12 protein-coding genes are annotated in these 11,991 nt (G+C 75.1%); 9 read left to right on the plus strand and 3 right to left on the minus strand.

Features of this window, described 5'->3' with window-relative positions; genetic code table 11:
* Window positions 1-12 precede the first annotated feature (12 nt).
* Window positions 13-1,389, minus strand: a complete 1,377-nt coding sequence (locus ABT014_RS04355; protein WP_502894846.1) for a DUF3616 domain-containing protein — start codon at window positions 1,387-1,389, stop codon at window positions 13-15.
* 152 nt (window positions 1,390-1,541) lie between these two features.
* Between ABT014_RS04355 and ABT014_RS04360 the strand changes: the two genes are divergently transcribed.
* The 4 genes from ABT014_RS04360 (at window position 1,542) to ABT014_RS04375 (ending at window position 4,316) form a co-directional block, all read left to right on the plus strand.
* Window positions 1,542-2,228 carry a RibD family protein gene (locus ABT014_RS04360; RefSeq protein WP_350636969.1) on the plus strand — a complete coding sequence of 229 codons (687 nt, stop codon included), beginning with the start codon at window positions 1,542-1,544 and terminating at the stop codon, window positions 2,226-2,228.
* A complete protein-coding gene (locus ABT014_RS04365) occupies window positions 2,225-2,686 on the plus strand; it encodes a cytidine/deoxycytidylate deaminase family protein (protein WP_350636971.1) in 462 nt (153 codons plus the stop codon). The genes ABT014_RS04360 and ABT014_RS04365 overlap by 4 nt, the downstream gene beginning before the upstream one ends.
* Before the next feature lie 55 nt (window positions 2,687-2,741).
* On the plus strand, window positions 2,742-3,398 hold the full coding sequence (locus tag ABT014_RS04370; protein ID WP_350636973.1) for an HAD-IA family hydrolase: 657 nt from the start codon (window positions 2,742-2,744) through the stop codon (window positions 3,396-3,398).
* Window positions 3,399-3,530: 132 nt separating this feature from the next.
* The gene (locus tag ABT014_RS04375; protein WP_350636975.1) at window positions 3,531-4,316 is read left to right on the plus strand and encodes a hypothetical protein; all 786 of its coding nucleotides are present in this window, start codon (window positions 3,531-3,533) and stop codon (window positions 4,314-4,316) included.
* On the opposite strand, the gene ABT014_RS04380 is transcribed toward ABT014_RS04375, so the two are convergent.
* Entirely contained in the window at window positions 4,313-5,044 is a 732-nt protein-coding gene (locus ABT014_RS04380; protein WP_350636977.1) for a TetR/AcrR family transcriptional regulator, read from the minus strand. The two genes, ABT014_RS04375 and ABT014_RS04380, sit on opposite strands and share 4 nt — an antisense overlap.
* 140 nt (window positions 5,045-5,184) lie before the next feature.
* Here ABT014_RS04380 and ABT014_RS04385 point away from each other — a divergent pair, with 140 nt between their 5' ends.
* Window positions 5,185-6,717: an MFS transporter gene (locus ABT014_RS04385; RefSeq protein ID WP_350636979.1), complete on the plus strand. Its 1,533-nt coding sequence runs from the start codon at window positions 5,185-5,187 to the stop codon at window positions 6,715-6,717.
* Between the two features lie 83 nt (window positions 6,718-6,800).
* Here ABT014_RS04385 and ABT014_RS04390 read toward each other — a convergent pair whose 3' ends face one another.
* The gene (locus tag ABT014_RS04390; RefSeq protein WP_350636981.1) at window positions 6,801-8,018 is read right to left on the minus strand and encodes a transposase domain-containing protein; all 1,218 of its coding nucleotides are present in this window, start codon (window positions 8,016-8,018) and stop codon (window positions 6,801-6,803) included.
* Window positions 8,019-8,594: 576 nt separating this feature from the next.
* Here ABT014_RS04390 and ABT014_RS04395 point away from each other — a divergent pair.
* From ABT014_RS04395 to ABT014_RS04410, 4 genes are all read left to right on the plus strand, one after another.
* On the plus strand, window positions 8,595-8,777 hold the full coding sequence (locus ABT014_RS04395; RefSeq protein ID WP_350636983.1) for an SflA family class IV lanthipeptide: 183 nt from the start codon (window positions 8,595-8,597) through the stop codon (window positions 8,775-8,777).
* Between the two features lie 2 nt (window positions 8,778-8,779).
* Window positions 8,780-11,377 (plus strand): class IV lanthionine synthetase LanL, encoded by a 2,598-nt coding sequence (lanL, locus tag ABT014_RS04400; RefSeq protein WP_350636985.1) that lies wholly within the window; start codon window positions 8,780-8,782, stop codon window positions 11,375-11,377.
* A gap of 98 nt (window positions 11,378-11,475) precedes the next feature.
* Window positions 11,476-11,730, plus strand: coding sequence for a type II toxin-antitoxin system Phd/YefM family antitoxin (locus tag ABT014_RS04405; RefSeq protein ID WP_350636987.1), 255 nt, complete (start codon window positions 11,476-11,478; stop codon window positions 11,728-11,730).
* Window positions 11,727-11,987, plus strand: coding sequence for a Txe/YoeB family addiction module toxin (locus tag ABT014_RS04410; RefSeq protein WP_350636990.1), 261 nt, complete (start codon window positions 11,727-11,729; stop codon window positions 11,985-11,987). The genes ABT014_RS04405 and ABT014_RS04410 overlap by 4 nt, the downstream gene beginning before the upstream one ends.
* Window positions 11,988-11,991: the final 4 nt, after the last annotated feature.

Consider the following 11,991-nt stretch of genomic DNA (forward strand, 5'->3'; position numbering starts at 1 on the left):
GCGGTCAGCAGGTCAGGAGACGGTGAACCAGGTGGTGCGGGACTTCTTCCACTCGGCGTGGGTCAGGTCCTTGGCCTCGGTGCCGTCGTTGTAGAGGTCCGCCGAGCCGTCGTCGGTGATCAGCTGCGCGCGGGCGCCGGGCACGGTCAGGTCCGGTACGTCCACCACGGCCTCCCAGCCGCCGGCGTCGCTGGTCGGCAGGTCCAGGACCTTCACCGGGGCGTCGGCCGGCCGCCCGGTCCAGCGGTAGACCGCGTACGGGTCGGAGTTGTCGTCGGCGGCCCAGGAGCCGGCCACGATCAGGTACTGGTCGGCCGCGTTCTTGCGGATGTCGCGGATCGACAGGCCGCCGAGGTCCATCGTGATCGGGGTGCCGAAGGTGGCGTGCACCGAACCGCCCGCCAGCCTGTCCATGTTGGTGACCGGCACCAGCAGCGCCTTGCCGCCGTTGGCCGGCGGCACCAGCGGCGCCCGGAAGCCGACGTACGCCGTGGTGGTGGAGCCCGGCGCGAACTCCAGGCCCTCCACGTTGAAGCCGTCGATCTCCTTGGGGATCTCGCCCGAGGCAGCGCCGGCGGCGAAGCCGTAGCGGTTGCCGTTCGCCTTGTCCCAGGCGATCAGGTCGGCGCGCAGGCCCTTGTACGAGCCGCCCAGCGCCAGCTGGGTGGAGGCGCCCGACCCGCTGATCGTGGTGGTGAACAGGGTCGCCCGGTCGGCCTTGATCTCGCCGTCCTTGTTGTTGCCCAGCGAGCCCAGCCAGTAGATCGTGTTGCCGACCCGGCTGGCCGCCTCGATGTCGATCTCCTTGGAGACCCCGAGCGAGGAGGAGAAGTCCCAGGTGCGCACCGGCGCGCCGGAGCGGCTGCGGTCGTACAGCCGCAGCACGTTGGACTCGTCGTCGGCGACCACGATGTAGCCGCCACCCGCATCCACGGCCGCCGAGGCGTCGCTGGAGCCGGTCAGGTAGCGGGCGTCGGCGGACTGCTGCACCGCGGCCGAGGCCGCGTAGTGCAGGGTCTTGGTGGCCGTCTTGCCGCCCAGGCCGGTGACCTTGACGGTCAGATCGGTGTAGCCGACGCCGTGGGCGGCGACCGTCAGGGTACGGCTGCCGGTGGTGCCGGTGACCGCCACGTCGGTGGTCCTGGCCACCGCGCTCCTGCTGGTCGCGGAGGCGGCCACGGTCAACGCCGAGACGTCCGCGCCGCTCTGGGACACCGTCACGGTGACGGCCGGGTCACCGGTGGCGCCGACCGCGCCGGACAGGTAGCTCGCCGAGAGCGAGATGACGGGCGTGCCGTAGCTCGCCGCCGAGGCGGGAGCGGCGAGGGCGGGGACGGCGGCGAGCAGCAGCGCTGCCGCGGCGAGACCGAGCGAGCTGGGACGGGACACCTGATGGCCCTTCGACGGACGGGGGGTTGCGAGGTCCGGACCAGGGTGGTGCCGCCGGGCGAACGGCGGAGATACATCGTCCGGTGGTTCGGCGAACAGCACACCGCTCCCCGTAGCGTGGGGCCCGCACCGACAGATTGGACCCGCCGCCCATGCCCGCGCCCCGCCCCCACGTGCTGCTGAGCGCCGCCGTCTCGATCGACGGCCGGCTCGACGACGCCGGACCCGAACGGCTGCTGCTCTCCAACGCCGAGGACTTCGACCGGGTGGACCGCGAGCGCGCCGCCAGCGACGCGATCCTGGTCGGCGGGAACACCCTGCGGCGCGACAACCCCCGGCTGCTGGTCAACTCCGCCGAGCGCCGGGCCGCCCGGCAGGCGGCCGGCCGGCCCCCGTACCCGCTGAAGGTCACGCTCAGCGCGAGCGGGGAGCTGCCGGCAGGGCTGAACTTCTGGCACACCGGCGGGGCGAAGGTCGCCTACACCACGGACGCCGCCGCGCCCCGGCTGCGGGCCGAACTGGCGGGCCTCGCCGAGGTGGTGGGGGTGGGCCCGCAGGTGGGGCTCGGCGCGGTGCTGGACGACCTCGGCGCGCGCGGGATCGAGCGGCTGATGGTCGAGGGCGGCGGCAGCGTGCACACCCAGTTCCTGGCCCAGGGCCTGGCCGACGAGCTCCAGCTGGCCGTCGCCCCGCTGCTGGTCGGCCAGGCCGGGGCGCCGCGCTTCCTGGGCACGGCCGAGTTCCCCGGCGGACCCGGGCGACGGATGCGGCTGCTGGAGGCACGTACGGTGGGCGATGTCGTCCTGCTCAGGTACGCCCCGAAGGAGTCCGCCCCGTGACCAGCCCCGCCGCCGCCGATCTGCGCTGGCTGGCCCGCGCCGTCGAGCTGTCCCGCAACTGCCCGCCCTCCGACACCGCCTTCTCGGTCGGCGCGGTGATCGTCGACGCGGACGGGCGGCCGATCAGCGAGGGCTGGAGCCGCGAGACCGACCCGCACGACCACGCCGAGGAGGCCGCCCTCGCCAAGCTCCCGGCCGGCGACCCGCGGCTGCGCGGCGCGACCGTCTACAGCTCGCTGGAGCCGTGCGGGCAGCGCGCCTCGCGCCCGCTCACCTGCGCCCAGCGGATCATCGCGGCCGGGGTACCCCGGGTGGTGGTGGCCTGGCGCGAGCCGGACCTGTTCGTCACGGCCTGCCAGGGGACGGCGCTGCTCACCGCCGCCGGGGTGGAGGTGGTCGAGCTGCCGGAGCTGGCCGCGGCCGCCCGGGAGGTGAACGCCCACCTGCTGGGGCGGTGAGCGCCGGGCGATTTTGTATGCTGTGAAAACAAACCCGTCGCCAGGAGGCCCCCGCATGCCCGCCCTCACCCTCTCCGCCCGCGCCCTGCTGTTCGACATGGACGGCACCCTGGTCAACTCCGACGCCGTGGTGGAGCGCTGCTGGCGCCGCTGGGCGGAGCGCAACGGGCTGGACCCGGACGAGGCGATGAAGGTGGTGCACGGCCGCCAGGGCCACCTGAGCATGGCCATCCTGCTGCCCGAGCGCCCGATGGAGCAGAACCTCGCGGAGAACCGGCAGATGCTGGCCGAGGAGACCGCCGACGTCGAGGGCGTGGTGGCCGTCCCCGGCGCCGCCGCCCTGCTCGCCGCGGTCGAGCGGCTGCCGCACGCGCTGGTGACCTCGGCCGACGAGGCGCTGGCCCGGGTCCGGATGGGCGCCGCCGGGCTGCCGCTGCCGGAGCTGCTGGTCACCGCCGAATCGGTCGGCGCCAGCAAGCCCGACCCCGAGGGCTTCCTCAAGGCCGCCGCGGCGCTGGGCTTCGCGCCCGCCGACTGCGTGGTCCTCGAGGACTCCGAGGCCGGCATCGCTGCCGGACTGGCCGCCGGCATGCAGGTGGTCGGGGTGGGCCCGCGCGCCGCGGCGCACGGCCCGTCGGTGCACGTCGAGGACCTCACCCGGGTCTCGGCGGAGGCGCTCGCGGACGGCTCGATCCGACTCCGGATCGGCTGAGCCCGGGCGCCCCACGGCCGGCTCGGTGGACCGCCGCACCCGGCCCGGGTGAACCGCCGCGCCCGGTCCGGCCGTGGGGTGGAGCGGGACCGGGCTTCCGGCCGGTGCGGCAGGGCGCGAAGGGGCGAGGCGATGGCGGCTACCGAGTTCTCCTACGGGTGCCGGCACGCCCCGGACACCTTCCCGCTGACCGGCGGGCCGTACCGGATCGCCGCCGAGCGCCGGCTCTGCGCGGACGAGCTGCGCGCGGTGGCCGAGGCGGAGCACCGGCTCGCCGGGCTCGGCGCGCTGCGGGCGGGCGCGTTGGATATGGGCGTGCTGCCGGTGGACGGGGTGCCTGCGGGCGCCCTGCCGGTGGACGCGCCGGCCGAGGCGCTGCCGTGGTCGCGGGCGCTGCCGCCGGACGAGCTGACCGCCCTCGCCCAGGACCTCGCCGACGGGCTCCGCGGCAGCGCCCGCACCGGCCACCCGGCCGTGTTCGCCAACGAGTTGGCCGCCTGGCGGGCCACCGCCGAGGCGGCCGCCCGGCCAGGGTGGGCCGCCACCCTGCGCGGGCCGTTCACCACCACCCGCACCGAACTGACCTGCCCCGGACCGCTGCTGCGCGGCCACCTCCCGGACGACGGCCTGAAGCCGGCCCACCCCGAGCTGCGGGCGGTCTGGGACCAACTGCTGCACGAGCACCCCGCCGGCGCGGCGACCGCCTGGTCCGAGGTGATGTCCGAACCGCTGAAGCTCGACTGCCTGCGCACGCCGCTGCGCGGCGCCCTGGGCACCGCGACGATCGGCGGCCGGGAGCTGGAGCACTGGGCCTACCGCGGCGCCGACGGACTGCGCCTGTGGTACGCCCCCGACCCCGTCGCCCGCGAGACCTGGGTCACCGGCCTGGCCGGACCGCTGCCGGCGCGCCGCCGCTAGGCCTTGCCCGGCAGCCGTAGCGCCAGGCCGTCCAGGACCACGTCCAGCCCGTAGGCGAACTTGGCGTCCCGGATCGTGGCCGGGTCCAGCGGCTCGTCGGCGGCCCTCGCGTAGGCGTCGGCCAGGTGGTCGTGGCCGGCGGCCGCCTGCTGGGCGGCGGGCATCAGCCGGGCGATGAAGGCGGCCTCCGTCTCGCCGGAGCGGGCGACCGTGGTGAGCCAGGCCGCCTCGGTGCTGCTCATCCCGATCACGTACGGCAGGAGGGTGTCGATCGCACTGCTGGGCTCGGGGAAGCCGGCGGCCGTGAACAGCGCGGCCAACCGCTCCGAGAAGGCCATCAGGTTGGGCCCCAGGTAGGCCAGGCCCGCCTGCCCCAGCACCGCGGACAGCCACGGGTGGCGCAGCGCCGTCGCGCGGAAGGAGTGCGCCGCCTCGGTGGCGGCCGCCCGCCAGTCGGCGGCCGCGGCCGGCGGGACGGTGATCTCGGCGACCACCTCGTCCACGGCGAGCTCCATCAGCTCGTCCTTGGTCGCGACGTGCCGGTAGAGCGAGGTCGCGCCGGCGTTCAGCCGGGCACCGAGCTTGCGCATGCTGAGCGCCTCGATGCCGTCCGCGTCCAGCACGGCGATCGCCTCCCGGACGATCGCCGCCCGGCTGAGTGCGGGCTGGTCGGGCTCGCGCTGCTCCCTGGCCCACACCGACGGGATCTGCTTCGCCTTGGCCGCCATCGCCCACCCTCCCGAGTACACCGTTCGCGGCAGCGTACATCAGGGGACATTGCGCACGCCGTTCCACTGTGCGTACAGTGTGCGCAGCAGGGAACGCCGATCCACCGGCGGAACACCGTGCGCACCATGGAGGGGAACCCATGAAGACCCGTTCGCAAGACCGCCCCGCACCCCGGCCGGACGCCCGGGACCCGCGCCGCTGGTGGATCCTGATCGTGCTGTGCCTCAGCTCGCTGGTGCTGGTGGTCGACACCATGGCGCTCACCGTCGCGGTGCCGCAGATGACCGCGGAGATCGGGGCGAGCGCCCAGGACACCCAGTGGATCCTGGACTCCTACGTCCTGGTCTTCGCCGGGCTGCTGCTCACCTCGGGCAGCCTCGGCGACCGGTTCGGCCGCCGGCGGGTGATGGTCGTCGGCCTGCTGCTGTTCGGGGCCGCCTCGCTGGCCGCGACCTACTGCACCGGTCCCGGCGAGGTGATCGCGGTCCGGGTGCTGATGGGCGTCGGCGGGGCGCTGATCATGCCGTCGACGCTGTCGATCCTGATCACCGTCTTCGAGGGGGACGAGCGGGGCCGGGCGATGGCGGCCTGGAGCTCGGTCTCGATGCTCGGGCTGGTCGGCAGCCCGGTGCTCGGCGGCGTGCTGATCGCCCACTTCTCCTGGCAGTCGATCTTCTTCATCAACGTCCCGGTCGTCGTGCTGGCGGTGGTCGCGGCCCTGCTCCTGATGCCCGAGTCGAAGGGCCCCTGGCGGCGGCCCGACCCGCTCGGCGCGGTGCTGTCCGCGGCCGGGATGACCGCCCTGGTGTGGTGGATCATCGAACTCCCGGAGCACGGCGCGCTCGGCGGCCGCTCGGCGATCACCCTGGCCGTCGCGGTGCTCGCCCTCGGCGGGTTCGTGGTCTGGGAGAACGTCACCCCGGAGCCGATGGCGCCGCTGGTGCTGTTCAAGCACCGCGACTTCAGCGGCGGCTCGCTCTCGCTGACCCTCGTGCAGATCGGCAACGGCGGCCTGCTGCTGGTGCTCACCCAGTACCTGCAGTTCGTGCTCGGGTACTCGCCGGTCAAGGCGGGCCTGGCGTTCGTGCCGCTCGCGGTCACCGCGCTGCTGGGCAACCTCGCCGGGGCCGGCCTGGCCGCGAAGCTCGGCAACCGCGTGCTGGTGCTGGGCGGGATGCTCGTCATGGCCGCCGCCTTCGCCCTGCTGTCCGCCGTCGGCGCCGACGGCGGGTTCACCCTGCCGGCCGTCGCGCTCGGCCTGCTCGGCCTCGGCGCGGGTCTGGCCATGCCGGCCGCGGTCGGGGCGCTGATGAGCACCATCCCCGCCGAGCAGGCCGGCGTCGGCTCGGCCCTCAACGACACCATCCAGCAGGCCGGCACCGCGCTCGGCATCGCGATCCTCGGCTCGCTGCTGTCCAGCCGCTTCGCCGGGGAGATGCCCGCCGACTCCCCCGCGCAGGCGAAGCGTTCGATCGCCGGCGCGCTGGCCACCGCCCACGGCGACGCCGGCCTGGTCCGCGCCGCCCGGGAGGCGTTCACCGCCTCGATGTCCAGCACCTTCACCATCGGCGCGATCGGCGTCCTGGCCGCCGCCCTGCTGGCCACCGTGGTCATGCGCGCCCCGGAGGCCGCGGCGCCCGCCCCGGCCGAGACCCTCGAAGCCGCCGCCTGACCGGGCCGGCCCCGCCGGTCGCCGCTGGATCCAAGGAGAAGCAGGGCCGGGCGGCCAGGGCTGGTCCGACGCGAATCGTCGGATCAGCCCTGGCCGGCCCGGCTGCCCGTCCGTCCGGGGGTCGGCGCTTGCGCCCGGACGGCGGGGCCGACCGGGTTGCTCTCGCCGCCGCCCACCACCAGTGCCCGGACGGCGTGGTGGGCCAGGAACATCGCCCAGACCTCCTGCTCGACCATGGCCGGCGACTTCGACCGCAGCACCGGCCGGGCCCCGCCCCGCAGGGCACCCAGCTCGTCGAGCAGCGCCTCCAGCCGCCAGCGCCCGCCGTACAGCCGGGCCAGCTCCGCCGCTCCGGCCCGGGCCGGCTCCAGGATCGAGCAGAGCAATCGGGCGGGGCGCGGCACCGGGGCGCCGCCGGAGCGACCGGCCGCGGGGAGCGGGCACTCGACCACCCGCACCGGGACACCGCCGCCCGCCGCCGGACCGGCCAGCCGGGACAGGTACGAGCCGTCCTCCAGGGCGCGCAGGACCGGCAGGTCGAGGCCGGGCCCGGCCCGCCAGAGCAGGTCCGCCCCGAGCGCGCGGGCCCCGGTCCACAACTCCGGGGTGAGGGTGCGGTGCCCCGCCAGGACGAGCTGCCCGGGCCGCAGCCCGCCGAGCACCGTACGCACCGGGTCGGCCGCCGCGGGGCCGAGCGCTGCCGGGCCGGGCACTGTCAGGCCGGCCGCTGCCGGGCCGGGTGCCCCGAGCGCCGCCGCACAGACCGCCCGGCTCGCCCCCTCCGCGAGGGCCACCACCCGCACCTGCGGCAGCGGAGCGCCGGCGACACCGTACGCCGCGCGGTTGGCGGGCGAGTCCTGCACGTCCAGCAGCGTGGTGTCGAGCGAGAGCACCCGCCACTCCCGGTGGAACGCGCCGGGCGCCCCGGGCCCGGCGGCCGGGCCGGCCACCCGCTCGAACAGCAGCCGCAGCGGGTCCGGGCCCAACCGCTGGCGGGCCTTGGTGATCGCCGCCGTCGAGGGCACCGGCGAGGGCGGCACCCAGCGGTGCTTGCGGGCCAGGCCGGCCGAGAGCAGCCGCATCACCTCCCCGTAGCCGCTGGAGGGGTAGAGCCACATCGCCAGCGTGAAGTACAGGACCGTACGCGCCGGCAGCGACCGCCGCCGCCGCTCGGTGCGCCCGGCGGCCGCGACCGCGCCGTCCACCACGGCGCTCGGCAGGGCCCAGGTCAGTGCGAAGACGCCGAGCAGATCCGTTAATCGCTCTCCCGCCACGGGTGCGAACTGCCCGGTCCGTGCCATGATTTCGAGCCCCCAGCCTGGAGCGGCCGCCGATCCAGCGGTCCGGTCGGTGAATACTTCCGCGGCGAATTGCCGCCATTCCTGCGCCACTTCGACGCCTTACCGCCGTCGGCGGTGCGGCAGGGGAAGTCGGTCGACCACCATCCGGTCGCCCGGGAATTCCGGCCGCGGGCAGCCCGGAAATGCTCCGCGCGCCTCCCCCGGCCGCGGATCACCGGCCACTGCTGGCATATGCAACCACGGTTGTGTGTTCGACGGAACCTGTCGGAGCGCAGGACATGGCGGCGCGACGGGGAACCCGTGAAGGCCCCGGCCCCCGGGCGCCGGGGCTGCCGCGGGCAGGGCCGGCCACCCATTTCCCGGCGCATTCCGCATTCGGCCGTCCGACCGACCGGCAATTCCGCACACCCACCACCGTGCCGGCCGGCGGCCAAAGTTAGCGGTTCCTGACCCCTTGTCAGATCAGATCCCTTCTCCCTACCTTCGGGATCAGGACCGGGGCCCAGCAGGCTTCCGGTCCGCACCGGCCGCGACCAGCGGCGTCGGCGAATGCACGACGGAACATGGAGGCGTCACATGCCCATTGCCATGATGGAACTCCCGAAGGTCGACGAATTCCGCGACGCGGGCCCGCTGGAGGTCGACGACGAGGTGATCGTGTTCGAGGACGACGACCGCAGCGAGCTCGAGCACACCGCCTGCCTCGCCGACCCCTGGGTGACCGCCACCACGCGGTTCGCCTGCGAGAAGAACTCCTAGCAGTGACCGGATCCATCGCCGGCCGCAGCGGATGGTCCGACGACACCTGGTCGTACCTGAACGATCCTCGGATGCCGGCGATGGAGCACGGTTGGAAGCTGCACCTCTCCACCCGCCCCGGCGACCTCGAAGCCGTCACCGCCCTGGTCCTGCCGGTCCTGCTGCGGCACGTCTGCCACGCGAAGTTCGCCAAGGACCCGCAGATCCTGCGCGCCCTCAACTCCGGGGTGTCGAGCCCCGGCTCGGTCGGCAAGGCGATCACCGTCTACCCGGCGCCGACCGCCCTCCTCGCGCTCGCCCGGGAGCTGGTCACCGTGCTCCGCGACCGGGAAGGCCCGCAGGTGGTCAGCGACCGGCGCCTCGACCCCCGCTCGCCCGTCTACTACCGGTACGGGCCCTTCACCGGGGACTACCGGACCGGCCGCAGCGGGCGGATCGAGTCCGTCATGGTCGGCCCGGACGGCCGGCTCTTTGACGGCCTGGCCACCGGCACCTACCGGTGCCCGCCCTGGGCCGAGGACCCGTTCGCCGCCACTGCCGCCGCTGCCGCTGTTGCTGCTGCTGACCGGGCCACCGTCGCAGTCGGGCTCGGCGGCGGGCGCTACCGGGTGACCGCCGGCATCGTGCGCAAACCGCAGGGCAACCTCTACCGCGCGCTCGACCGGCACTCCGGCCGGCCGGTCGTGATCAAGCAGGCCCGAGCCTTCGTGGCCGAGGACGAATCCGGCCGGGACACCCGCGACCGGCTGCGCAACGAGCGCACCGTGCTGGCCGCGCTCGCCCCCGTCCCCGGCGTACCGCGCGCCCTGGACCACTTCCGGCACGGCACCGACGAGTACCTGGTGCTGACCAGCTGCGGCGACCGCGACCTGCGGCGCGAGGTCCAGGAGCACGGCCCGTACCGGCCGGACGACACCCGCGCTTGGCGCACCCCCGCCGCGCTGGCCACCGCCCTGCTGCGCATCCTGGACGCCGTCCACGCCCGCGGCGTGGTGGTCCGCGACCTCAAGCCCGGCAACGTGGTGCTCGACGCGGACGGGCGCTGCCACCTGATCGACTTCGGGATCAGCGAGCTGGACGGCGCCGGCCCCGGCGGCTCGACCCCCGGGTACAGCGAGCCGGTGCTGCGCGCGACCGGCCCGGCCGGACCCGCCGACGACCACTACGCGCTGGGCGCGACGCTGTACTTCGCCGCCACCGGCCTGGACCCGGTGATCGTCGACGCCGAGGCCGCCGCCAACCGCGAGCGCACCCTCGACGGCCTGGCGTGGGCACTGCCGGGCCCCGGCGACCGCGCGCTCCGGGCGACGATCGGCGGCCTGATGAGCCTCGACCCCGCCGCGCGCACCGCCGCCGCCGACCGGCTGCGCTCCGGGACGCCGGGCCCGGCCGGCCCCTCCCGGCGCGCGCGGCCCGACCGGATCGACCGGCTCGACCCCGACCTGCTCCAGGAGATCATCGAGCACACCACCGGCTACTGCGTCGACCAGGCCCACCGGATCGTCGACCCGGCGCACGCCGCCCGCCTGCACATCCCGACGCCGATCGACCTCTACGGCGGGAGTTCCGGGCTCGGGCTGGAACTCCTGCGCCACCCGCAGGCACGGGAGAGCGCGCAGGCCCTCGCGCGGTGGACCGCCCGGCAGTCCAGGACGCTGACCCCGGCCTTCTACTCCGGCCGCACCGGCGTCGAGCTGTTCATGGCGGAGGCCGGCACGCCCGCCGACCCGGCCCCGGACGGCCCGCCGCCCGAGGTCGCCGCACTGCCCGGTCCGCGGCCCGACGGCGGAGCACCGGAGGCGGATCTGATCGAGGGCGCCGCCGGGATCGGTCTGGGCCGGCTGCTGCTCGCCCGGCACGCGCGCGCGAGCGGTCGGCCCCGGCTCGCCGAGCACCATCTCGCGATCGCCGCCGGGTGCGAACGGATGCTCGCCTCCGGCGCGGCCGGCCTCACCGCGACCGGCGCCGACACCGTCGGCAGCGCCGCGCTGCGCGAAGGACTCGCCCACGGCGCGGCAGGGGTGGCGTACTTCCTGCTCGAACACGGCGGTGCCACCGGCGACCCGGCCACGATCGAGCGCGCCACGGCGGCCTGCGGACGGCTCGCCGCCGTCACCCCCGGCCTCGTCACGGCGGCCGAACGGCCCGGCGCCACCCGGCGGTACGGGTCGTGGTGCCGGGGCCTGGCCGGCATCGGGGCCGTCCTGGTCCGCTCCGCGGCGCTGCTCGGCGAACCCGAACACCTGCGGCTGGCACAGCGGGCCGCCCGGACCTGCGCCGCGCTGGCGCCGCGGATGCCGCTGGTGACGCAGTGCTGCGGGCTGGCCGGGGTCGGCGAACTGCTGGTGGACGTGGCGGCCGCGGGCGGGCCCGGGGCCGAGGAGTTCCGGACCGCCGCCGAGACCACCGCCCTGATCATCCTCGCCCGCAGCGGCGGCCCCCGCGCCCGCCCCACCTTCCCCGACCCCGGCCTCACCGGCCCCGCCGCCACCTGGGCCGGCGGCTCCGCCGGCGTCCTCGCCTTCCTCCGCCGCCTCCACGACCCCACCGGCCCCCGCCTCGGCTTCCCCACCACCCCGGTCCCCGCCACCACCGGGTGACACCCGCCTCCGTGGCGGTGACCGGACGGCCTCGCGCGTCCTTGTCGCGCCTTTCCTCAGGGCGTACAGTTTCTTGTACCTACCGGAGGAGTCGAGTCATGAAGACGATGACCTACTCGGAGTCCCGCGCGCGCTACGCCGAGGTGCTCAACGCGGTCACCGACGATCGCGAGGAGATAGTGATCACCCGCGCCGGCCACGAGCCGGTGGTCATCGTCTCCCTGGAGGACTACCAGTCCCTCAAGGAGACCGCCTACCTGCTCCGCAGCCCGGCCAACGCCCGTCGCCTGCTGGCGTCCATCGACGAGCTGGAGAACGGCGGCGGGACGGTACGGGAGCTGGCACCGGAGTGAAGATCACTTTCGCCTCCCGAGCCTGGGAGGACTACCTCTGGTGGCAGCTCCAGGACCGCAGGACGCTCAAGCGGATCAACACGCTCATCGCGGATGTCGCACGCAACGGCAACGAGGGGATCGGCAAGCCGGAGCCGCTCAAACACGGCTTCCAGGGCTACTGGTCACGTCGGATCAATGACGAACACCGCCTGATCCACAAGGTCACCGACGACGCCATCCTGATCGCGCAGTGCCGCTACCACTACGAGAGTTGAGCCC

This window comes from Kitasatospora sp. NPDC094015 (assembly GCF_040304075.1).
GTDB lineage: Bacteria > Actinomycetota > Actinomycetes > Streptomycetales > Streptomycetaceae > Kitasatospora.